This window comes from Kribbella shirazensis, from assembly GCF_011761605.1.
Classification (GTDB): domain Bacteria; phylum Actinomycetota; class Actinomycetes; order Propionibacteriales; family Kribbellaceae; genus Kribbella; species Kribbella shirazensis.
The window spans coordinates 1,292,243-1,314,084 of record NZ_JAASRO010000001.1; the positions used below are offsets into that span (position 1 = coordinate 1,292,243).

A 21,842-nucleotide genomic window follows, 5' to 3' on the forward strand; every position below is an offset into this window, starting at 1 on the left:
TGAAGTCAATCCATCGACACCTTGTCGAACGAGGTTGTGGTGTAGCGGACGTCCAGGTCGATCTCGTCGCCGACGGCCGGCGGGGCCACCGACGACGGGAGGAACAGCATGCTGGCCTGCATGTGCGGCGGCTCGGCGAACCAGCGCTGCTTGCCCTCGATGCTGAACGGTGACAGCGCCATCCCGGCCGCGTCCAGGCTGCCCTTGGCCATCGCGATCGCCCGCTGCCGCACGGTCGCCGCCGCGGTCGGAGCCTCCAGACCGACACCGTGCGCCGTACCGCCGGAGACGATCAGGATGTGGCCGTCACCGCTGACCCGGCGCTGCCGGTAGCCGACGCGTTCGCCGCGCCGCACCGAGTGCACGTCCAGGACGGTCGACTTCACCGACAGTGCGCCGCGGTCGCCGAGCCACATCCCGGTCCCCATCCGCAGCCTCACGTCGTCGCCGATGTCGGCCAGCTTCTGCGCCGGTACGTGCGACACCCACAGCGTGCTCTTCCGTACGTCGAGCGCCGCCTTGGCCAGCTGCTGCGCCTCGCGGAGGTTGGCCGACGTACCGCCCGCGCCCATCGGGAAGTGCAGGGACCAGCCCTCGAAGCGGATCCGGTCGAGCGCGTTCAGCAGCATCGTGTGCCGCAGTTCGCGGGCGCCGATGCCGTGCCGGCGCATCGAGGTCATCACCTCGATCAGCACCCGGCTGCCGGCCGGGATCGAGACCAGATCGGCCAGCCGGCTGACCGTGTGGATCACGTTCTTGCTCTGCGGTACCTGCAGGAACGGCCGCCACGGTGACAGCACCACGACGTCCTCGCGCGGTTCCGCGGGGACCTCGAAGTACGTCCCGACCGCGACCGTCCGGGCGCCGAGGGCACGCGCCTCGGCGAACAGGCGGTGGTTGCCGAACCCGTACCCGTTGCCCTTGGCGACCGGGACGATGTCAGGGTTCCACGTGGAACGCAGGTGTTCGCGCCATCGATCGGAATCGACGTGCAGGACTAGGGGCATGGTGTCAACGCCGTCTCATGTAGAGGTCGAATGCGGTGTAGAGCGCCTTGTTCAACGGCAGGTCCCACTCACCGACGTACTCGACGGCCTCGCCGCCGGTCCCGGTCTTGAACTGGATCAGCCCGACGTGCGGGTCGTTCGGGTCCAAGGTGTCGGTGATGCCCCGTAGGTCGTACACGGACGCGCCCGCCGCGAGCGCGTCCGTCATCATGCGCCACTGGATCGCGTTCGATCCGCGCACGTCGCGTTTGGCGGTCGAGCTGGCACCGTAGGAGTACCAGGAGTGTCCGCCGACCCGGACCCAGATCGTCGACGCGACCAGGTCGCCCTCGTGATGGGCGTTGTAGATCCGGAAGTCACAGCAGTCGGCTGGCTGGTTGGCCATCGCGGCGTACATCTTCTCGAAGTACGGCAGCGGGCGCGGGGTGAAGTGGTCGCGGTGGGCGGTCTCGACGTACAGCGCGTGGAAGGCCTTGATGTCCTCCGGTCCGCCCTGCGTCACCTCGACCCCGGCCTTGGCCGCCTTCTTGATGTTGCGCCGCCAGAGCTGGTTCATGCCCTTGAGCAGGTCGTCCTCGGTGCAGCCGGCCAGCGGCACCTGGAAGACGTACTGCGGTTGCCCGGCCGCGAACCCCTCCGCGATCCGGGGCGGCTTCCAGCCCAGCTTGCGGAGCTTGTCGCCGACGGTCGCGCCGGACGGCTCGATCACGTCCGGGCGGACGTCGCCGAGCCGCGGCTGCTGACCGCCGGCGATCGCGTCCTTGATCGTCTGCGCGTTCCACCGCCGGGTCGCCACCGGCGGACCCATCCGGATCCCGAACGCGCCGCGCTCCTGCAGGTGCGCGGCGAGCGGGCGCAGGTACGTGCCCAGGTCGATCGCGTCCCAGTCGACGACCGGGCCTTCCGGCAGGTAGGCGAGGTACCGCTTCACCTTCGGCATCTGCCGGTACAGCACCAGACCGACGCCGACGAGCTCGCTGGGGGTGCCCGGTTCGTACCAGCCGAGTGACTCCGCCTTCCACTCGCTCTTCACCGCGGCCCAGCCGGGGGTCTGCAGGAAGCTCGCCGACGGTTGCGCCGCGATGTAGGCCGCGTGCTCGTCGGACGAGATGGTCCGGATGCTCAAGTCACTCACGGTCGGTCAGGTTACCGGCCCGGCCCGTGGAACCGTAGGGGAGCCGTCGTCAGGTGGTGAGTCCGGTACGGTCTAGGCAACGGAGGGAGGGGAGATGAGCGTGCGACCGCTGCGGGCGGATGCGCAGCGCAATCGCGAGCAGATCCTCGTCGCCGCGGCGCGGGCGTTCACGAAATGCGGTCTGGAGGCGACGCTGGAGGGGATCGCGAAGGACGCCGGGATCGGCATCGGCACCCTGTACCGGCACTTCCCGACCCGTGAGCTGCTGATCGAGGCGGCGTACCGGAACGAGCTGGCCGCCGTCTGCGACGCGGCGCCCGCACTGCTCGACAAGCTGCCGCCCGTCGAGGCGTTGCGAGCCTGGATGGACCGGTACGTCGACTACATGACCCGCAAGCTCGGCATGGCCGACGCACTGCGCGCCGTGATCGCCTCCGGCGCGAACCCGTACGCCCAGAGCTTCGAGTTGCTGACCGGGGCGATCAAACCACTCCTGGACGCGGCCGCGGCAGCGGGAGACGTTCGCCCGGACATCTCCGCTGACGACGTACTCGCCGGCCTGTGCGGTGTCGCGCTCGCGACCGGCGCCAAGCGCGAACAGGCCGGCCGCCTCCTCAACCTCCTCCTCGACGGCTTGAGGTACGGCGCATGAAGGTCGCGTTGGTGACCGGATCGGCGTCGGGGATCGGAGCGGCGACAGCACGTCGACTGGCCGCGGACGGGATGACCGTCGCGGTGCACTCGCGATCCAGCCGGTCCACCGGAGAAGCTCTGGCCGCTGAGCTCGGCGGGTCGTACCACCAGGCAGATCTCTCGGACGACGCGGCGGCGTCCGCGCTGGTGCCCGAGGTGGTGGCGCAGCACGGGCGCCTCGACGTACTCGTGAACAACGCGGGCATCAGTTGGCCCGTCCCGCACGCGGACCTGGACGGACTGACCGCGGCGGACTGGCGCCGCCTGCTCGACGTGAACCTGATCGCGCCGTGGCTGTTGTGTACGGCGGCCCTCCCGGCGCTGCGCGAGTACGGCGGCTGCATCGTCAACGTCACGAGCCACGCGGGCGTCCGGCCGAAGGGCAGTTCGGTCGCGTACGCCGCCTCGAAGGCAGCACTGAACCACGTGACAAAGCTGCTCGCCGCAGCGCTCGGACCAGCAGTGCGGGTCAACGCGGTCGCACCGGGGCTGGTCGACACGCCACTCACCGAGTCGTGGACCGAGGCGCAGGAGCTGTGGAAAACCTCGAGTCCGATGCGCCGTGCGGCACAGCCGTCGGACGTCGCCGACCTGATTTCCGCAGTTGTCCACAACAGCTACCTGACCGGTGAGGTCATCCTGCTCGACGGCGGGCTGAACCTGCGCTGATTCTGTCGGCGCCTGCTCCTACGATCGCGGAATGTCGTTGGGTCGGGACTTCCGCCGGTTGTGGATCGCGTTCACGGTCAGCGCGTTCGGATCGGCGGTGGGGCTCGGCGCGCTGCCGTTGGTGGCCGTCCTGGCGCTGGACTCCAGCACCTTCGAGGTCTCGATGCTGGCCGCGCTGTCGGCGGTGGCCGGCGCGGCGCTCGCGTTGCCGACGGGGGACTTCATCGAGCAACGGCGGAAACGGCCGGTGATGATCGCGGCCGACCTGGTGCGGTTCGCCGCGCTGGCCTCGGTGCCGGTCGCGGCCGTGTTCGACGTACTGACGTATGGGCACCTGTGCGTGGCCGGCGTTCTCCAGGCGGCCGGGACGATCGCGTTCCAGTCGGCGAGCGGCGCACATCTGAAGGCGCTGGTTCCGGCTGAGGGACGGGCGGAGGCGAACAGCCGATTCGAGCAGACGAACTGGGTCTCGTTGAGCGTCGGTCCCGCGATCGGCGGCGTGCTGGTCAGCCTGGTCGGCGCGACGGTGACGCTGGCCGTCGACGCGGTCTCGTTCCTCGGGTCGGCGCTCGGCATCCGGCGGATCCAGCGGCCCGAGCCGGAGCCGGTGAAGCGGGTGGGCAAGCGCGACACCACGGCCGGCTGGCGGTACATCCTGCGGCACCGCGGCCTGCGCGTGCTGTTCTGGAACTCGCAGCTGTTCGGTGGTCCGGTGATGATGACGTCGCCGTTGTTCGTGGTCTTCATGTTGCGTGACCTCGGACTGGCCGCGTGGAGCTACGGGGTGCTCCTGGGCGTCTCGTGCATCGGCGGTGTGATCGGCGCGCGGATGGCACCGCGGCTGACCAGGCGGTTCGGGCTGCACTGGATGCTGCTGGTGTTCGGCGTACTGCGGGCGCCGTGGCTGCTGCTCCTCCCGCTGGCGCCGCACGGGTGGGGCGGGTTCGTGTTGCTCACCGTTGCCGAGACGGGGCTGCTCGTCGCAGCCGGAGCGTTCAACCCGTCGTTCGCGACGTACCGGATGGAGGTGACCGAGGACGGGTTCATGTCACGTGTGGTCGGGTCGTGGTCGATCAGCTCACGCTGTGTGCAGCCCGCGTTCATGGCGCTCGGTGGGGTGCTCGCGACGCTGATCGGGATCCGTGGCGCGCTCTGGGTCGCGGGGGCCTGCTGCGCGCTGAGCGCCGTACTGCTGCCGTGGCGGGCGGCTAAACCAGCTGCAGTGCCTGAGCCAGCCTGACGATCGAGCCCACCTCTTCCGGCTGGCCGTCGAGGTACTCGGCTGCCTTGCCGGGCGGCAGCACGAGGACTTCGGTGATCTGTTCGCCGTCCTCGGGGTTCGTCGGCTCGTGCTCGATGACGACGTCGGCGACGTAGTTGGCCCAGTACGAGACCGGGTGCGGGAGATGCGGACGGTACGGCGCGGGGCGGCGGTGGTCGGCGCGATGGGCGCCGAGCCAGGTCAGCGGACCGGTCAGCCGGGCGCCGGCCTCCTCGAGCAGTTCGCGACGGACGAGCTGCTCGATCGTCTCGCCCGGTTCGCGGGTTCCGCCGGGCAGGAAGCGCCAGCCGAGGTCGTTGGTGCACGCAATGATTCCGCCGGCGGTCCGGCAGATGACGTGGACGTTGCTGATCAGCTCGTCCGGCGGTTCCTCGACGGTGTAGCGGACGTCGAGCTCGCCCCACTCCCAGTAGCCCGGTGCGAACAGCTCAGGGAACCGTTCCGCCCAGGTCGACATAGCCTCATTCTGCGCTACCGTCGCTGCCATGGCGCAGTCAGATCCCGAACCCGAACCCACGACCGAGGCGGAGGCCGAGGCCGCGGAGCAGCCCGGGGTTCCGGTGAAGACGCAGGCCGAGAAGGACGCCGAGGCCGCGGAGCGAGCGCGCAACGCGGAGAACCGTTTCCAGTGGTGGTGCGCCGGGCTGACCGTGATGGTCGGCGTGTTCCTGCTCTCCGGCATGCTCCAGTCGGACCAGAGCTTCGGTGTCCTCGGTTGGCTCGGCGCGGTACTGACCTACATCTGCCTCATCGCGCTCACCGCCGCGTACGTCCTCTGCGCACGGGAACGCGTGAAGCTCCGGACCCGGGTGCTCGGCCCCGTCGACCTCTTCCAGGCCAGCACGGTCGTGGTCGTGATCGCGGTGATCTGCGGCCTCCTCGTACCGACGAACAGCAAGTCCGCCCTGGCGCTGCTCTTCCCCTGGGCGCTGAGCTACTGGATGTACGGCCTCCACCGAACGAAGAAGCCCGCCGACTAGTTCAAGTGGGCCCGGAGGTAGTCCAGGTCGGCCTTCTGGCCGTTGTTGGCGTTCGGGGTCTCGACGACCACCGGGGCGCCGGCGGTCTGCACGACCGCGACGATGTGCGCCGGGTCGATGTGCCCTTCCTCGAAGTTGCTGTGCCGGTCCGCGCCGGAGCCGAACTCGTCGCGTGACCCGTTCGCATGCACGAGGTCGATCCGGCCGGTGATCGCCAGCACCCGCTCGACGATCGTCGGCAGCTCCTCACCGGCCGCGTGGAAGTGGCAGGTGTCCAGGCAGAACCCGACGTTCTCCAGCCGGTCGTTGCCGGACGCCTGCACCGCGTCCCAGAGCCGCGCGATGCGCTCGAGCTGCCGGGCCATCGCGTTCTCACCGCCGGCCGTGTTCTCGATCAGCAGCGGCACCGGGAGCTCGGCCCGCTCGATGCACTTGCGCCAGTTGTCGAAACCGGCCTCCGGGTTGTCCTCGTCGCCGACGTGACCGCCGTGCACGATGACGCCCTTGACGTCGATCTCGGCCGCCTTGTCGAGCGTCTGCTGCAGCAGCTTGCGGCTCGGGATCCGGATCCGGTTGTTCGTGTTCGCGACGTTCAGCCGGTACGGCGCGTGCACGTAGAGGTCGACGCCCGCGGCGGCGGCCCGCTCCTTCAGCGCGTCCTCGCCGTCGGCGTACGCGAGCTTGGGCGCCTTGTAGTCCTGCGGATTCCCCAGGAAGAACTGCACCAGGTCGGCTCCCCGGTCGGCCGCCTCGGCCAACGGGTCCTCCTGGTCCACATGCGCGCCAAGCTTCACAGTCATACCCACACCCTAGAACCGCGCACCGACAGCTTTCAGCCGCCCCATCCGGCCGATCGGGTCACCTGGCGGGTCCCGGGCGCGGGCGGCTGGACCGGGCGGCCCTCGAACTCTGTGGACAGCACGATGTGGGTGTTCATCTCGCCGTGTTCGCCGAGGCGTTCGAAGAGGCCTTCGAGGTGGTGCATCGAGGTGACGCGGACGCGCAGCATCGAGCAGGAGCTGCCGCTCAGCTTGTGGATCTCGAGGACCTCGGGGAAATCCTCGGCGCGGGTGGTCTTGAGCAGGCAGCGTCCCGTCGTACAGCGCATCTGCACGAAGGCGGACAGCGGCTGGCCGGCCCTGGCCGGGTCCACCTCGGCGCGGTACCCGGTGATGACGCCGGCCTCTTCCAGGCGTCGTACCCGATCGGCGACCGCCGGCGGCGAAAGGTTGACCCGCTTGCCCAGCTGGTTGAACGACAGGCGGCCGTCGGACTGCAGTTCGGACAGGATCTGCCAGTCGGTGGGGTCCAGTTCGCGCTCCTGAAAGGTCATCTCCCCAGAACACCTTCGATTTCGACGGCGCACAAGCCCGGATGCCTTGCATCATGCATTCAGCGAGAACGGGCACCTTTCTAGCGTGGTGCGCATGCTCGTTCCTGTCGTTCTCGCAGCCGCCCTGATGAACGCGGCGATGATCGCCGCGAGCGCGGTGAGCACCATCCTGACCTCCGACGAACTCGGCTCCAGCCTCGCGGGGGTCCCGAACACGGCCGGCGTCCTGGGCACCGCGGCCGGCGCGATCGCGGTCGGCCGGTGGACCACCCGGCTCGGCCGCGCGCACGCGCTCCGCCTCGGGTACGGCGTGGGCGTGGCCGGCGCAGCGTTGACAGTCCTCGCCGCGGTGGGCGCGCCGATCGCGCTGTTGTTCGTCGGCATGTTCCTGCTCGGCGCCGGGAACGCAGCCAGCCTCTTGTCCAGGTACGCCGCCGGGGAGGCGGTCCCCGACTCCCGCCGCGCGTCGGCGATGAGCGCTGTCGTATGGGCCAGCACGGCGGGCGCCGCGGGTGGACCGTTCCTGATGGCGCCGTCCCAGACCTTCGCCTCGTGGCTCGGGCTGCCTGCGGTCGCCGGGCCGTTCCTGGTCGCCGTGACGGCAGTCTTGGCCGCACTGGTCGCGTCGTCTTACATCCGGACCGTTCACCCCGCCGAGGAACCCGCCCCGATCCGTCACGAGCAGACCCCGACCGGCCGTCGTACGTCGGTCCTCCTGGCCGCCGGCGTGATGGTCGCCGGGCACCTGGTGATGGTGGCGCTGATGTCGGCCGTCCCTGTGCACACCCACCATCACGGCGAGGGCCTCGGACTGCTGGGCGTGATGCTGTCCGCGCACACGCTCGGCATGTTCGCGCTGTCGCCGCTGACCGGCTGGTGGATCGACCGCACCGGTCCGCGCCCCGTGATGCTCGCAGGACTGCTGCTGCTGATCTTGTCCGCGCTACTGACCACGCAGTCCGGACTCGCCTTCACCCCGGCGCTGTTCCTGCTCGGGTACGCGTGGAACCTGTGCTACCTCGGTGGCAGTGCCTGCCTGCTCGGCACCCCGTTCGAGAGCAGGGTCGAGTCGTCCATCTGGGCGATCTCCGCCGTGGCCGCGGCCAGTTCACCCTGGTTGTACACGCTCGGCGGCTACCCGCTGTTGACAGTGATCTCGGTCGTTCTCGCCGTACCGTTGCTCGTGCTGGTACTCCGCCGCGACAAGCGCACTGTCGCCGTACCGTGACGCGGAGTCATCGGAAGAGGCCTGTGGATATGGTCGGTCCGCCGTCCGAACGCTGGTACTCTTTTGGATGTGGCCCGGTCCATCGACCGGGCTCGTTGTTTGGCGTCGGTGGCAAGTGCCGGCGCGGAACAGACCGCATCGCCCTCCTGCCACGGAAAGACCGTGGCCGCCAAGTCCGAAGGAGGTGGAGTTCGCGCATGCGTCGTTACGAAGTCATGGTGATCCTCGACCCGGAGCTCGATGAGCGCACCGTGGAGCCGTCCATCGACCAGTACCTGAACATCGTCCGCAAGGAAGGTGGCACGGTCGAGAAGCTCGACATCTGGGGTCGTCGCAAGCTCGCCTATGACGTGAAGAAGAAGGCCGAAGGCATCTACGCCGTCATCGACCTGACCGCCGAGCCGGCGGTCGTGAAGGAGCTCGACCGGCAGCTCACGCTGAACGAGTCGATCCTGCGCACCAAGGTCATCCGGCCGGACCAGCACTGAACCTGGGGTCGTCAGCAGCCATCGGTACTGTCGGCGCCAGCCGGTACCACTAGCTGTAGACACAGCCACACCCGATAGCAGGAGGAACGGCAATGGCAGGCGAACCACCCATCACCCTGATCGGAAACCTCACGGGTGATCCGGAACTGCGTTTCACGCCCTCGGGCGCCGCGGTGGCGAATTTCACCATCGCGTCAACCCCGCGGACGCTGGATCGGCAGAGCAACGAGTGGAAGGACGGGGAGACCCTCTTCATCTCGTGTTCGGTGTGGCGCCAGGTCGCCGAGAACGTTGCCGAGTCGCTGACCCGCGGTTCCCGGGTCGTCGTGCACGGGCGCCTGAAGGCGCGCAGCTACGACGACCGCGACGGGAACAAGCGCACCGTGTTCGAGTGTGACGTCGAGGAGATCGGCGCCAGCATGCGCTACGCGACGCTGAAGATCTCCAAGACCTCGCGCTCCGACGGCGGTGGCTTCGGTGGCGGTGGCGGCGGCAACCAGGGTGGCGGCTACGGCAACCAGGGCGGCGGCAACCAGGGCGGCGGCTTCGGCGGCGGCCAGGGCGGCGCCCAGCAGAACGACCCTTGGGCGACCCCGCAGGGCGGCGGACAGCCCGCCCAGCAGAACGACCCCTGGGCCAGCCAGGGCGGCGGCGGCTCGATGGAGGAGCCTCCGTTCTGATCGGCCCGCACATTCACCAGTAGTGACCATTCCGGCAGACCTGCCGGGCTCTGGAAGTAGGAAGAGAGCACCACAATGGCCAAGATCATTCGGAAGCCGAAGAAGAAGATCTGCGGCTTCTGCAAGGACAAGGCGACGTACGTCGATTACAAGGACACCGCGCTGCTGCGCAAGTTCATCTCGGACCGCGGCAAGATCCGCGCCCGCCGGGTGACCGGGAACTGCGTGCAGCACCAGCGCGATGTGGCCACCGCTATCAAGAACGCTCGTGAGGTGGCCCTGCTGCCGTACACGAGCACGGCTCGCTGAGGGAGGCGCGGACCATGAAGCTCATCCTGTCTCAGGAGGTCGAGGGCCTCGGGGCTCCCGGCGACATCGTCGAGGTGAAGGACGGCTACGGCCGTAACTACCTGGTCCCGCGCGGCCTGGCCATCGGCTGGACCCGCGGCGCCGAGAAGCAGATCCAGACGATCAAGCGGGCGCGTGACGCCCGGGCGATCCAGGGCAAGGAGCACGCGAGCGAGGTCAAGAACCAGCTCGAGCAGCTTGCCGTGAAGCTGGAGGTCAAGGCCGGTGACACCGGCCGGCTGTTCGGTTCGGTCACCCCGGCCGACATCGCCGGCGCCATCAAGGCCGCCGGCGGCCCGCTGGTCGAGAAGCGCGCGATCGCGATCGCGTCGCCGATCAAGACCACCGGCAAGCACCAGGTCGCCGTCCAGCTGCACCCGGAGGTGGCCGCCACGGTCCGCCTCGAGGTCGCAGCCGGCTGACCCTCGCACCACGAAGGCCCGCGTTCCCCGGTGGGGGACGCGGGCCTTGTCGTTTGCTGAACCGAACCCGTTCTCAGGGCTGCTCGGGAGCCGGCCAGTCGACGGGCTCCGGCTCGACCGCCTGGCCCTTCGCGCTGGGCGGCTCGACCGTGGGCCAGTCGACGGGCTGCGGCTCGATGCCCTCCGCCAGCGCCTGGGTGGGCGCCAGCAGAACGCCGACAGCAACCAACGCACTCGTGATCCGCGCCGCGCGGCGCACTCGTCGCTTCATTTCTTCGCCGGGTCCAATGCGTAGAGGACGGAGTTGAACACGACGACAGCGCGCGAGCCGGCGAGGCCCCAGGGCCGGATCGTGCCTTCCTTCATCGCGTAGGCGGTCCAGTTCGGCGACACGGCGTACGGGGTGCTGCTGAGCGTGCCGTAGAGCATCGATCCGGCGACCGACAGCGGCTGGAAGCCGGTAAGGGGCCTGGTGTTGTTCTTGGAGAGGGTCAGGTTGATCAGGCACTCACCCCAGGCGGCGAACTTGCGGTTCGGATCGGGAACCCAGTCCCAGCCGTCGGTGTCGCCCTTGCGTACGGGGCGGCAGACCGCGACGGGCTTGCCGCTCGCGGTCGAGTGCACCACCGGGACCACTTCTTCCGGATCCTTGGTGGAGGTCCACAGGACCTGGGCGTAGTCCGGGCCGGCCGAGACCACCTGCAGGACACCTCCCGTGCCGCCCGGCTTCTGCAGATCGAGCCGCGTCGGCTCCTTGCCCGGTTGCGCCCAGAAGAGCGGGCCCTGGAACTGCGCCATCAGGGTGCGGTCGCCTTCGGCGAGCAGGACAGTGGAGTTTCGCGGCTTCTCCGGCACCGCCTTGAGCTCACCGCCCGAGACCACCATCGCTCCGGAGTCGTTGGAGAGCACGATCAGCGGCGACTTGCCGAAGAACTGCACCTGGGCGGCGTCCGGCAACTCGATCGTCTTCGCCTCGGCGCCGCCGCCGGCCCAGTAGTACAGCGCGTCCGGCGTCGTGACGGCGAGCACCTGCTTGGAGTCGATGGAGGTGTACACCGGATTCTCGGCGTCCTTCGGCACCTTGTCCTGCCACAGCACCTTTCCGTTGCTGTCGAACACCGCGACCTTCTGGTCCGTGGTCAGGATCGCGACCTCGGTGCCGTCCGGCTTGATCGCCGGTGTGCTCTCCTCGGCGATGTCCACCGTCCAGCTCGCGTGGGCCGAGTAGCCGAGCGGCTGGGTCTTGGGGGCGAACTCGTCCGGCCGCACGTTCGGCCCGGGGAGGACCGGCAGTTTGGGCGACTCGGTCACCTTCGGCGTGCCCTCGCCGAGCTTGCTGAAGACGGTCAGGTACAGCGTCGTACCGGCGATCAGGACACCGGCGACCACGAACGCCAGCACGATCGGCCAGATCGGCTTCTTCTTGCGCGAGGCGGTCTCGATCGCCTCGACCTGGCCGTCCGGGTGGATGATCAACGGCCAGGAGGCGCCGTCCGCCTCGACCGCGGTAGCCTTCACGGCGCGGCCGAGCTGAGCAGCCTGCTCGCTGACGAGCTGGATCGCCGCCTGTCGCGGATCGTGATGATTGACCGGGTGACTCCGGCCCGCGATCTTCACCTCGGCGTTGTGGTCGTCGTACAGCCGGATGGTGACCTTGGGCCAGGAGGGGATCTTCTCAGCCACGATGTCCTCTCATTCCCGCCACAGGTCTCCCTCGTTCATCCGGTTCCGGCGTCCTCGTTCTAGCATGTCCCCCGCATGACGGCGTGCCTGGGATTCCGGGCATGCGGAAACCACGCGGGCCGGTCGGCTCGACTGACCCCGACAAGGGGGTAGAAACATCCTCGCCTGTGGATGGGTCACGCAAGTACACCCGGAAAGCGAGAGAATACGGTGGGCAACAGCCTGTGACGGACCGCGAGAGGAGGGGCCATGACGCAGAACCCGTGGACACGAGAGCAGTCACCGGGTCCGCAGCAGCCGTCGCCCGGTCCCGCGCCTCAGCCGGATCTCACCCCGCGGGGGCCGTCCGCCCCGCAGCACGGGGTGCCGGCGCCCGCGGAGGATCAGCGCCTGCCCAAGTTCGCGATTCCGGCTGCCGACACGCTCTGGTGGGTCGGTGTGCACGGTGGCGCCGGCGAGACCACGATGTCCGCGCTGCTCCCCGGGACCCGGGCGGCCAACCACCGTTGGCCGATCCCACCGCCGCCGGTGCCGACGCCGGTGATCCTGGTCGCCCGGACCCACGGGTCCGGTCTGCGCGCCGCGCAGCGAGCCGCGATCGAATGGGCCTCGGGAGTCGTCCAGGGGGTGGCTGTGCTCGGCCTGGTGCTGATCGCGGACGCCCCGGGCCGGCTGCCCCGGGTGCTCGACGACTTCGCCGACATCGTCGGTGGAGGTGTTCCGAGAGTCTGGGACATCCCGTGGATCGAGGAGTGGCGCAGAGGGGAGGCTCCCACGCCTGACAACACCCCGGACGAGGTTTTCGAAGTCCTTGAATCCATCTACGCTCTTCGCGCGTCAAACCCAGCGGACTACCCCGCCCCTTACTGAAAGGCTCTCGAGACAATGATGTTGCTTCACCTGGTTAGCGAGCTCCCGAACGTGTTGCCGCTGGAGGCGCCGCCCGCCCCGGTCACGGAAGGCCTGAACAAGGTTCTCGGCTGGGTCAAGTGGATCGCCTACCTGATCTGTGCCCTCGGCATCATCATCGCCGGCGCCATGATGGCGATCGGTCAGCGCCGCGGCGAGGGTGGCGAGCACGCCGCCCGGCTCGGTTGGGTCCTGGCGGCCTGTATCGTCATCGGCGCCGCGACCGCCCTCGTCGACGCCCTGAAGTGACCCGGGCGCGCGGAGAGTTGCTCGGAGGCTGATCGTAGGTGGGACTGTTCAGCAGGGACCAGGACTCCGGTGACGACGGCGACGGCGAGAAGACCAGCTTCCTCGAGGAGCGTGGCTTCATCGCGTCGGCGATCGTCATCGGAGCGGTGGTGATCTGCCTGGTGGTCTGGTTCTTGGCGGGTGGCCGCTCGGACAATCCGACGGCCAACCCGAGTCAGTCGCCGAGCACGATCGCTCCCACCGGACAGCCCACCGAAGAAGAGTCGACCGAGCCGCCGCCGGCCTCGCCGACCGAAGTACCGAGCGCCACCCGGACCACACCGCCACCGCCCAACAGCCGCACCGGCGGCTGCCACGCCAAGAACCCGAGTCAGACGATCCCCAGGGTCGCCGCCCCGGTCGCGGTCTCGTGGCAGTTCGAGGGAAAGATGCTGATCCCCATTCAGGCAGCGAGCGGCCCCGCGAGCACCAGCCCGAACGGCGTGCGCTCCTGCTTCGCGCATTCGCCCACCGGCGCCGTGCTGGCGGCGATGGTCCTGCTTGGGCAGCTCCAGAACCCGGAGGTCGGCATCGACGCGCTGCAGAGCCGGGTGTACCCCGGTCCCGGCCGGGACGCGGCCATCGCCGCGGCCAAGCAGGCGACCAGGACGCCGCAGTCGACCGTCGCCGGTGACATCCAGTTCGCCGGCTTCAAGGTCCTCGACTACCCGCCGAACGCGAGCCGGGCCATCATCCAGATCGTCGCCGTCCTGAACAACAAGGCGTACGGCGCGATGCCGGTCACCATGCGGTGGTACAAGGGCGACTGGTACGCGGACCTGCAGACCGACGGCAGCTTCAACGGCTCGCTCGAGCCGGACATCCTGACCAGTCTCAGCGGTTATGTCAGGTTCAGTGGTGCGGCATGATCGCCCTCGGATGCTCCGGATGGCCTTGGGACTGGGACGACTGTTTCAAGGAGGGCCTGCAGACCGCGCTGGAATGGGCCTTCGGCAAGTTCTTCGACTTCATCTTCGAAGCGATCGCCAACGTCGTCATCAAGGCCGTCGAGGCGGTCATGAAGGCCGTCGGCCTGCTCTGGGTCTACATCCCCACCCCGGACATCGCGGAGAACACACCGGCCCTGTGGATCCAGGGCCATATCAACTTCATCATGGTGTTCATCGCCTCGATCTCGGTCATCGTCGGTGCGATCCAGATGGCGATCTCGCAGCGCGGTGAGCCGCTCCGGGAGATCCTCCGTTCGCTGATCACCCTGGTCGTGGTGACCGGGTCCGCGGCGGTCTTCGCGGGCACCCTGATCGCCGCCGCGGACCGGTTCTCGACCTGGATCATCGACTCGGCGCTGGAGAAGGACGACCACGCCTATGTGAGGAACCTGGGCAAGGTGATGGAGTCGGACTTCGGCTGGTTGCTGGTGATCTTCGTCGGCATCCTGATGGTGATCACGGCCATCGTCCAGCTGGCGCTGATGATCGTCCGCTACGGCATGCTCGTTCTCCTGGTCGGTGTGCTTCCGCTGACCGCGGCGGCGACCAACACCGAGATGGGGATGATGTGGTTCAAGCGGGCGCTCGCCTGGCTGGCCTCGTTCATCATCTACAAACCGGTCGCGGCGATCATCTATGCCACCTCGTTCAGTCTGATGGGTTCGAGAGGCGATTCGCACATCCTCAAGATCATCATGGGCGTGACGCTGATGATCGTGGCAGTCGTCGCGCTGCCGGCCATTCTTCGCTTCGTCTCGCCAAGGACGTCCTGACATGATGCCGCTGAGTGTCCTCGACTGGGCGATCGACCTCATGCAGAAGGCCCTTGAGGTCATCCTCGAGCCCGTCATGGAAGTGGTGATGAAATTCGTGTTCGAGCCAATCCTGAAGGCCTTTGCCTCGGCGGTCGGAACCCTCATGAGCACGATCGCCACCTTCTGGGTCTACGTGCCGACCATCGCGATCGGGAACGACGACGGTACGCCGGCCAACGACACGGTCAGCTGGATCTGGGGCCATACGCAGTTCATCGCACTGTTCATCGCCGCCATCGGGCTGATCGTCGGCGCCATCCAGATGGCCTGGACCCAGCGCGGTGAGTCGGCCCGCGAGCTGCTCCGCTCGATGATCACGCTCGCGGTTGCCGCGGCGTTCTCGATCGCTGTCGCTCAGGCGCTGATCACCGCCGGCGACATGTTCTCCAGCTGCATCATCAGCACCGCGCTGGACTCGAACTCGAGCAACGCCTCCTGGACCACCGGCTGCCAGAACATCGGGTCCGGCGACTCCACGAAGTTCGGCACCACGATGACGGCCGTGCTGGGGTTCGGTGCGGTTGCCGCCATCGCCGGTTCGCCGCTGCTGATCGGGATCATGATCGCGATCGGCGTTCTCTGCGTGCTCGCCAGCCTGATCCAGATCGTGCTGATGGTCGTGCGCAGCGCCATGCTGGTCCTGCTGATCGGCGTCCTCCCGATCGCGGCCGCCGCGACGAACACCGAGATGGGCCGGAGCTGGTTCAAACGGATCGTGGCCTGGTTGCTCGCCTTCATCCTGTACAAGCCGGTAGCCGCGATCGTCTACGCGACGGCGATCCGCCTGGTCTCGAACAACGGCGATCTGTCGTTCGAGTACATCACCGAAGGCGACGGCGTCCTGAACGCCGACAACATCGGCCACATGGTCATGAACGTCGTCACCGGTCTCACCATGCTGGTGCTCGCGCTGTTCGCGATGCCGGCGCTGATGCGCTTCATCGTGCCGATGGTCGGCGCGGCGGCGGGCGGAGCCGGTGCCGGCATGATCGCGGCCAAGATGGTCGGGGCCGACAAGGTGGGCGACATGGTGAGCAAGGGCGCCGACCAGGGGGCGGACGACGGCAGCGGTGGCGGCGGTGACGGTCCGTCCGGTGCCCAGAACGTCGGGAGGGCGTCGCAGCAGGCCCCGAGCAGCAGCGGTGGCGCAGGCGGCGCCGAAGGAGCAGCGGCAGGCGGCGAAGGTGCGGCCGCCGGCGGTGCGGCTGGTGGCGGTGCTGCAGGCGGTGCGGCAGGCGGTGCTGCCGGTGGTAGCGCGGCAGGCGGCGCAGCTGCGGGTGGCGCGGCGGCCGGAGTGGCCGCGGTGGCCGCACCTGTTGCCGTCGCGGCGGTCGCGATCAAGGCCGGCATGGACGCCACCAAGGCGTTCGGTCAGATGGCCGCCTCCGAGACGATCGGCAACGACGAGATGGACCAGAGCTCCCAGGGTGGGGGCGGCGGCGGTGACGGCGGCGGTCCGAGTGGCAGCGGCGGCGGCGGCGACCTGAGCCGTGAACGCGACCGCGCACAGCGGGATTATCGCGACGACGACCGCTACGACGACCGCGACGACCATCAACCACCACCGGACGGACCAAGTGGCAGCAGCTGAGAACGTACGACGCGCACCTCGCACCTACGGCAACTGGCGGCGGCCCGCCTCCGCGGGCATCGCCGGCCTGGGCATGCTCGGTACGGGCATCATGATGGGCGGCCTGCTGCTGGTCGTCATCTCCACGATGGTGGGCGGCATCAAAGCCGCCCTGGTCAGCTTGCTGATCGTGGCGGTGGCGCTCGGGCTGCTGATCAGCAAGGACAAGCACGGACTTTCCACGCTGCAACGGCTCTCGACCAACATTGGATGGCAACGAGCAAAGATGGCTAAGCACAACATTTACCGCTCCGGACCGCTCGGCCGGACTGCCTGGGGCAAGTTCCAGCTTCCGGGTCTCGCCGCAGCTTCGCAGCTGAGCGAGTACCAGGACTCGTACGGGCGGCCGTTCGCCCTGCTGTACTACCCGAGCACGCGGCACTTCACGGTCGTCATCAACGCCGAGCCGGACGGCGCCTCGCTCGTCGACGAGGAGCAGGTGGACATCTGGGTGGCGCACTGGGGCCAGTGGCTCGCGTCGCTCGGTCACGAGCCGGGCATCGTCGCGGCCTCGGTGACGGTGGAGAGCGCGCCCGACACCGGCATCCGGCTGCGCCGTGAGGTCGGCGGCAACATGATGGACGGGACGCCGGCCATCGCGCGGGCGATGCTGACCGAGGTCGTGCAGTCCTACCCGGAGGGCTCGGCGCTGGTCTCGGCCCGGGTCGCGCTGACCTTCAAGGGCACCGATCGCAGTGGCAAGCGGCGCAAGGAAGACGACATGGGACGCGAGCTCGCGGCCCGGCTGCCCGCGCTCACCCAGAGCCTGAACGCGACCGGCGCCGGCGCGGCCCGGCCGGTGAGCGCACAGGAGCTGTGCGAGGCGATCCGGATCGCCTACGACCCGGCGTCCGCCGCGCTGATCGACGAGGCCCGCGCCCAGGGCATGCCGCCCGAGCTGCAGTGGACCGACGTCGGCCCGGCCGCCACGCAGGCGTTCTGGGACAAGTACCGGCACGACTCCGCCTGGTCGATGACCTGGTCGATGACGCAGGCGCCGCGCGGTGAGGTGTTCTCGTCCGTGTTGTCGCAGCTGGTCGCGCCGCATGCCGACATCGACCGCAAGCGCGTCACGCTGCTGTACCGCCCGCTCGACGCCGGTACGGCGGCCCGGATGGTGGAGGCCGACAAGCGCAACGCATCGTTCCGCGCGACCGCGTCGGCCCGGCCGTCCGCCCGGAACCTGGCCGAGGCGCGGGCCGCCGACCGGTCCGCGCAGGAGGAGGCGCGCGGCGCCGGTCTGGTCAACTTCGGCATGGTCGTCACCGGCACCGTGATGAGCGCGGAGCAGATCCCGGACATGGTCGCGGCCGTCGACAACCTCGGCGCCACCGCGCGCGTCCTGCTCCGGCCGGCGTACGGCTCGCAGGACTCCGCGTTCGTCGCCGCGCTGCCGCTGGGTGTCGTCGTCCAGAACCACCTCGCGGTACCGGCGGGACTCCGGGAATCCCTATGATTGAGCTGACCACAGTGGCACCTGGGGAGTCACAGTGAGCAAGAAGCAGAAGAAGCCGGTCGACCCGACCCGCGGGGGCAAGCGGCCGATGCCGCGCGGGTGGCCGGGCCCGGGCGGCGGCTATTCGACGTACCTGCAGGCTCCGCAGGAGTGGCGTGGTACGACGGTCCAGGTCTGCGGCATGTGGCCGTTCGCGGCCGGTACCGGCAGCCCGATGGTCGGCGTACCGATCGGCCGGAACATCCTCTCCGGCGCGACCATGTGCTGCGACCCGATCAGCTGGTTCATGCGCGCCAAGCTGATCTCGAACCCGTCGATGTTCGTGCTCGGCAAGCCGGGTCTGGGCAAGTCGACGATCACCCGGCGGATGGCGCTCGGCCTGGCCGGGTACGGCGTCCAGCCGCTGGTGCTCGGCGACCTGAAGCCGGACTACAAGGACCTCATCGAGGCTCTCGGCGGCCAGGTCATCCAGCTGGGCCGCGGGCGTGGGCACCTGAACGTGCTCGACCCGGGCGAGTCCCGCGAGGCCGCGCTGCGGCTCACCGGCAAGGCCCGCGAGGCGATCCAGGCGGACGCCCACGGCCGTCGGCAGACGATGGTCTCGGCGCTGATCGCGATCATGCGTAACCAGAACCCGAACGACCGCGAGGAGACCATCCTCGACGAGGCGCTCAAGGTCCTCGACGAGCGGTTCCAAGGTACGCCGGTGCTCCGTGACCTGCTCCAGGTCATCCAGGACGCTCCGGACCGGGTCCGCAACGTCGCCCTGGACCGTGGCAGCCTGGACCGCTACCGGCAGATCACCGAAGGTCTGGAGGCGTCGCTGATCGGTCTGGTCGGCGGCGGCCGGCTGGGCGAGATCTTCTCCGCGCCGACCGACAACCCGATGCAGATGGACCGTCCGGTGGTGTTCGACGTGTCCAACGTCGACGACTCCGAGACCAGCCTGCAGGCCGCCGTACTGCTGGCCTGCTGGTCCTACGGGTTCGGCGCGGTCGCGGTCTCGCAGGCGCTCGCGGACGCCGGTCTGGAGCCCCGGCGGCACTACTTCGTCATCCTCGACGAGTTGTGGCGGGTACTGCGAGCCGGAAGCGGTCTCGTCGACCGCGTCGACGCGCTGACCCGTCTGAACCGGCAGCGTGGTGTCGGCATGGCGATGATCTCGCACACCATGTCCGACCTGCTCGCGCTGCCGAACCCCGAGGACCGGATGAAGGCGAAGGGTTTCGTCGAGCGGTCCGGCATGGTCATCTGCGGCGGTCTGCCGCGCGCCGAGATGGACAACCTGACAGAGGTCGTGTCGATGTCCATGGAGGAGCAGAACATGCTCGTCGGCTGGCAGGACCCGCCCGCGTGGGACCCGGCCACCGGCAAGGAGGCCGCACCGCCCGGGCGAGGCAACTTCCTGATCAAGGTCGGTGGCCGTCCCGGGATCCCGGTGCACGTCGGCCTCACCTCGGTCGAGCGCGAGATCAACGACACCAACAAGCTGTGGAAGACCGGCGAGGACGGCAAGCCGCAGAAGGTCGAGATCGCCCCGGACGGCAGCGAGGCGGTCGTCGGCGAGTACAGCCTCGACGACCCGGCGATGCTGCCGCCGCCCGACCCGACCACCCGCGTGATCGCCCGAACGGGAGTTGACGAGTAAATGGCCCAGGGCAGGAAGAGCACCGGACCCGGAGGGCTGTCACCCGAGTCGATCTTCATCTTCGCGATCATCGGTGCGCTCGCGGTGGTGGTCTTCTCGGTGTGGACCGCGCTGAAGGTCGCATCCTCGATCAACGGCACGCCGACGCCCGGGAACCCGTTCGACGCGATCGTCGACCTGATGCAGGGCAACCTGAGCTGGTCCGGCGCGGCCACCGGCATCCTGGTCGTCGAGATCGTCGTTGTGCTCGGTCTGGCCGCCGGCGGCTGGTGGTTCTTCTCCAACCGGCAGCGCAGCGTCGGCCGGGTCGACCGGCAGGCCGCGCTGATGTCGAAGCGGTCCGAGATCTACAAGCTCACCCGCGAGGGTGCGCAGGAGAAGGCCAACCAGCTCGGCGCCGGGCACGCGGGTCCCGGCATCCTGATCGGCCGGACCGTCCGGGACAACCTGGAGGTGTTCGGCAACTGGGAGGACATGCACGTCGACATCTGGGGTCCTCGTACCGGTAAGACCACGTCGCGTGCGGTGCCGGCGATCCTGGATGCGCCCGGCTGCGTCATCGCCACCTCCAACAAGCGCGACATCGTCGACGCCACCAGGGGCCCGCGCTCGGAGAAGGGTCCGCTGTGGGTCTTCGACCCGCAGGAGGTCTGCGAGGAGCCGAACACCTGGTGGTGGAACCCGCTGACCTACATCACCGACGAGACCAAGGCGCGCGAGCTGGCCGAGCACTTCGTCGCCTCGCAGCGCCAGACCGGTGCCCAGACCGACGCCTTCTTCGATGCCGCCGGCACCGACCTGCTGGCCGGTCTGCTGCTCGCCGCCGCGGTGGCGAAGCGACCGATCACCCAGGTCTACACCTGGCTGGCCGACCAGCGGAACGACGAGCCCGAGCGGATCCTGCGCAACACCCCGGGTCTGCAACTGTCCGCGGACGCCCTGTCCGGCGTCATCAACGCGCCGGACAAGCAGCGCGCCGGTGTGTACGGTACGGCGCAGCAGAGCGCCCAGTTCCTGGTCAACCGCAAGGTCACCCGCTGGGTCGTCCCGAACGGGCCGAACGACAACCGGCCGCAGTTCAACCCGCACGAGTTCGTCCGCAAGGGCGGCACGCTCTACAGCCTCTCCAAGGAGGGCGCCGGTACGGCGGGACCGTTGGTCACCGCGCTCACCGTCGCCGTCGTCGAGGCCGCGGAGCAGTACGCCCGCGGCTGCCCGATGGGCCGGATGCCGAGCCCGCTGGTCGGCGTACTGGACGAGGCCGCGAACGTGTGCCGCTGGAAGAACCTCCCCGACCTGTACTCGCACTTCGGTTCCCGCGGCATCGTGCTGATGACGATCCTGCAGTCGTGGGCGCAGGGCCAGGAGTGCTGGGGCGACCACGGAATGCAGAAGCTGTGGGGCTCGGCCAACATCCGGGTGTACGGCGGTGGCGCCGCGGACGCGACGTTCCTCGAGAACCTGAGCAAGATGATCGGCGACTACGACATCGTGTCCAGGTCGGCGTCGTACAACGAGGGCAAACGTGGAACCAGTTCGCAGGTCCAGCGGCAGAACATCATGGAGGTTTCGGACCTCGCCTCGATGCCGCCCGGTCGCGCGGTGGTGTTCCCGTCCGGTATCCCAGCGACGCTGGTGAAGACGGTCCCGTGGTTCACCCGGCCGGATGCCGGTGCGGTGAAGGCGTCGCTGGCGAAGTACGATCCGGGAGCGGCTTCGAACGTGCCGGTGAGCAACAACCCATGGGTGGCTCCCCAGGCGCCGCTGCCGCAGCGTGGCCCGGACCGACCGGTGTGGGAGCAGAACGAGGGGGACCGCGGTGGATGGTGAACAGGAGCTCTTCTACCCGCACGTCGCGGAGTTCGTCGAAGACCGGCTGATCTACCTCTATACACGTCGGCTCGGCCAGCAGTTCATCTGGTGCCCGGAGTGGTACCGGCACGCGGAGGCGCTCAGCCGGCTGGACTCGATCTGGCGTGCGTGGGAACACCTGCGGCTGGACCCGGCGACCGGTATGTCGGTCTGGTGGCGTGACCACGCGGACCCGCACATGATGGCGCTGCTCGACCCGGACGGCCCGTTCGCGGCCTGCCGGAACAACCAGCACACCGACTACCCGATCCCGCCGCTCCCGGTCCAGGAGCCGCCGGCCGGCCTGTTCTTCGACCAGCGCCAGCCAAACATCCGCGGCGTCTGAC

The 21,842-nt window shown here is 68.9% G+C and carries 25 protein-coding genes; 18 read left to right on the forward strand and 7 right to left on the reverse strand.

Annotated elements, in window-relative coordinates; genetic code table 11:
* Positions 1-5: 5 nt before the first annotated feature.
* Complete coding sequence (locus tag BJY22_RS06290; RefSeq protein ID WP_167204330.1) at positions 6-1,007, reverse strand: alanine racemase; 1,002 nt, start codon at positions 1,005-1,007, stop codon at positions 6-8.
* A gap of 4 nt (positions 1,008-1,011) precedes the next feature.
* Positions 1,012-2,142 carry a peptidoglycan bridge formation glycyltransferase FemA/FemB family protein gene (locus tag BJY22_RS06295; RefSeq protein ID WP_167204331.1) on the reverse strand — a complete coding sequence of 377 codons (1,131 nt, stop codon included), beginning with the start codon at positions 2,140-2,142 and terminating at the stop codon, positions 1,012-1,014.
* Positions 2,143-2,236: 94 nt separating this feature from the next.
* Here BJY22_RS06295 and BJY22_RS06300 point away from each other — a divergent pair, with 94 nt between their 5' ends.
* The 3 genes from BJY22_RS06300 to BJY22_RS06310 are packed head-to-tail and all read left to right on the forward strand — an operon-like array spanning position 2,237 to position 4,744.
* Entirely contained in the window at positions 2,237-2,794 is a 558-nt protein-coding gene (locus BJY22_RS06300) for a TetR/AcrR family transcriptional regulator (protein WP_167204333.1), read from the forward strand.
* Entirely contained in the window at positions 2,791-3,504 is a 714-nt protein-coding gene (locus BJY22_RS06305) for an SDR family NAD(P)-dependent oxidoreductase (RefSeq protein WP_167204335.1), read from the forward strand. The genes BJY22_RS06300 and BJY22_RS06305 overlap by 4 nt, the downstream gene beginning before the upstream one ends.
* 31 nt (positions 3,505-3,535) lie before the next feature.
* Positions 3,536-4,744: an MFS transporter gene (locus BJY22_RS06310; protein WP_167204337.1), complete on the forward strand. Its 1,209-nt coding sequence runs from the start codon at positions 3,536-3,538 to the stop codon at positions 4,742-4,744.
* On the opposite strand, the gene BJY22_RS06315 is transcribed toward BJY22_RS06310, so the two are convergent.
* Positions 4,713-5,243 carry an NUDIX domain-containing protein gene (locus tag BJY22_RS06315; protein WP_167204339.1) on the reverse strand — a complete coding sequence of 177 codons (531 nt, stop codon included), beginning with the start codon at positions 5,241-5,243 and terminating at the stop codon, positions 4,713-4,715. The two genes, BJY22_RS06310 and BJY22_RS06315, sit on opposite strands and share 32 nt — an antisense overlap.
* A 28-nt stretch (positions 5,244-5,271) precedes the next feature.
* On the opposite strand from BJY22_RS06315, the gene BJY22_RS06320 reads away from it, so the two are divergent.
* The gene (locus tag BJY22_RS06320) at positions 5,272-5,766 is read left to right on the forward strand and encodes a hypothetical protein (RefSeq protein WP_167204341.1); all 495 of its coding nucleotides are present in this window, start codon (positions 5,272-5,274) and stop codon (positions 5,764-5,766) included.
* Here BJY22_RS06320 and BJY22_RS06325 read toward each other — a convergent pair.
* Together BJY22_RS06325 and BJY22_RS06330 are read right to left on the reverse strand one after the other, a co-directional pair.
* The gene (locus tag BJY22_RS06325) at positions 5,763-6,566 is read right to left on the reverse strand and encodes a deoxyribonuclease IV (RefSeq protein WP_167204342.1); all 804 of its coding nucleotides are present in this window, start codon (positions 6,564-6,566) and stop codon (positions 5,763-5,765) included. The two genes, BJY22_RS06320 and BJY22_RS06325, sit on opposite strands and share 4 nt — an antisense overlap.
* 32 nt (positions 6,567-6,598) lie before the next feature.
* A complete protein-coding gene (locus BJY22_RS06330; protein WP_167204343.1) occupies positions 6,599-7,099 on the reverse strand; it encodes an Lrp/AsnC family transcriptional regulator in 501 nt (166 codons plus the stop codon).
* 94 nt (positions 7,100-7,193) lie between these two features.
* Here BJY22_RS06330 and BJY22_RS06335 point away from each other — a divergent pair, with 94 nt between their 5' ends.
* From BJY22_RS06335 to rplI, 5 genes are all read left to right on the forward strand, one after another.
* Complete coding sequence (locus tag BJY22_RS06335) at positions 7,194-8,327, forward strand: MFS transporter (RefSeq protein ID WP_167204344.1); 1,134 nt, start codon at positions 7,194-7,196, stop codon at positions 8,325-8,327.
* 197 nt (positions 8,328-8,524) lie between these two features.
* Positions 8,525-8,815, forward strand: a complete 291-nt coding sequence (gene rpsF, locus BJY22_RS06340) for a 30S ribosomal protein S6 (RefSeq protein ID WP_132211461.1) — start codon at positions 8,525-8,527, stop codon at positions 8,813-8,815.
* Positions 8,816-8,907: 92 nt separating this feature from the next.
* Positions 8,908-9,495, forward strand: coding sequence for a single-stranded DNA-binding protein (locus BJY22_RS06345; protein ID WP_167204345.1), 588 nt, complete (start codon positions 8,908-8,910; stop codon positions 9,493-9,495).
* A gap of 75 nt (positions 9,496-9,570) precedes the next feature.
* Complete coding sequence (rpsR, locus tag BJY22_RS06350) at positions 9,571-9,804, forward strand: 30S ribosomal protein S18 (RefSeq protein ID WP_133798335.1); 234 nt, start codon at positions 9,571-9,573, stop codon at positions 9,802-9,804.
* 14 nt (positions 9,805-9,818) lie between these two features.
* Complete coding sequence (gene rplI / locus BJY22_RS06355) at positions 9,819-10,265, forward strand: 50S ribosomal protein L9 (protein WP_167204346.1); 447 nt, start codon at positions 9,819-9,821, stop codon at positions 10,263-10,265.
* Positions 10,266-10,338: 73 nt separating this feature from the next.
* Here the strand turns inward: rplI and BJY22_RS06360 are convergent, their stop codons facing one another.
* Both BJY22_RS06360 and BJY22_RS06365 read right to left on the reverse strand, forming a co-directional pair.
* The gene (locus BJY22_RS06360) at positions 10,339-10,536 is read right to left on the reverse strand and encodes a hypothetical protein (RefSeq protein ID WP_167204347.1); all 198 of its coding nucleotides are present in this window, start codon (positions 10,534-10,536) and stop codon (positions 10,339-10,341) included.
* The gene (locus tag BJY22_RS06365; protein WP_167204348.1) at positions 10,533-11,948 is read right to left on the reverse strand and encodes a hypothetical protein; all 1,416 of its coding nucleotides are present in this window, start codon (positions 11,946-11,948) and stop codon (positions 10,533-10,535) included. The genes BJY22_RS06360 and BJY22_RS06365 overlap by 4 nt, the downstream gene beginning before the upstream one ends.
* 249 nt (positions 11,949-12,197) lie before the next feature.
* Here BJY22_RS06365 and BJY22_RS06370 point away from each other — a divergent pair, with 249 nt between their 5' ends.
* Genes BJY22_RS06370 through BJY22_RS06410 form a run of 9 tightly spaced genes read left to right on the forward strand, consistent with a single transcriptional unit; the run spans position 12,198 to position 21,841 of the window.
* A complete protein-coding gene (locus BJY22_RS06370) occupies positions 12,198-12,818 on the forward strand; it encodes a DUF6668 family protein (protein ID WP_167204349.1) in 621 nt (206 codons plus the stop codon).
* 15 nt (positions 12,819-12,833) lie between these two features.
* On the forward strand, positions 12,834-13,106 hold the full coding sequence (locus BJY22_RS06375; RefSeq protein ID WP_167204350.1) for a TrbC/VirB2 family protein: 273 nt from the start codon (positions 12,834-12,836) through the stop codon (positions 13,104-13,106).
* 38 nt (positions 13,107-13,144) lie between these two features.
* Positions 13,145-14,014, forward strand: coding sequence for a DUF8175 domain-containg protein (locus BJY22_RS06380; protein ID WP_167204351.1), 870 nt, complete (start codon positions 13,145-13,147; stop codon positions 14,012-14,014).
* The gene (locus tag BJY22_RS06385; protein ID WP_167204352.1) at positions 14,011-14,868 is read left to right on the forward strand and encodes a TrbL/VirB6 family protein; all 858 of its coding nucleotides are present in this window, start codon (positions 14,011-14,013) and stop codon (positions 14,866-14,868) included. The genes BJY22_RS06380 and BJY22_RS06385 overlap by 4 nt, the downstream gene beginning before the upstream one ends.
* Before the next feature lies 1 nt (position 14,869).
* Positions 14,870-16,501, forward strand: a complete 1,632-nt coding sequence (locus BJY22_RS06390) for a TrbL/VirB6 family protein (RefSeq protein ID WP_167204353.1) — start codon at positions 14,870-14,872, stop codon at positions 16,499-16,501.
* Positions 16,488-17,996: an SCO6880 family protein gene (locus BJY22_RS06395; protein ID WP_238350299.1), complete on the forward strand. Its 1,509-nt coding sequence runs from the start codon at positions 16,488-16,490 to the stop codon at positions 17,994-17,996. The genes BJY22_RS06390 and BJY22_RS06395 overlap by 14 nt, the downstream gene beginning before the upstream one ends.
* Positions 17,997-18,030: 34 nt before the next feature.
* Positions 18,031-19,644 (forward strand): ATP/GTP-binding protein, encoded by a 1,614-nt coding sequence (locus tag BJY22_RS06400; RefSeq protein ID WP_337758282.1) that lies wholly within the window; start codon positions 18,031-18,033, stop codon positions 19,642-19,644.
* Positions 19,645-21,474, forward strand: a complete 1,830-nt coding sequence (locus tag BJY22_RS06405; protein WP_167204354.1) for a type IV secretory system conjugative DNA transfer family protein — start codon at positions 19,645-19,647, stop codon at positions 21,472-21,474. It abuts the gene before it with no gap.
* Positions 21,464-21,841 (forward strand): DUF4913 domain-containing protein, encoded by a 378-nt coding sequence (locus tag BJY22_RS06410; protein ID WP_167204355.1) that lies wholly within the window; start codon positions 21,464-21,466, stop codon positions 21,839-21,841. Before BJY22_RS06405 ends, BJY22_RS06410 begins: the two co-directional genes overlap by 11 nt.
* Position 21,842 lies beyond the last annotated feature (1 nt).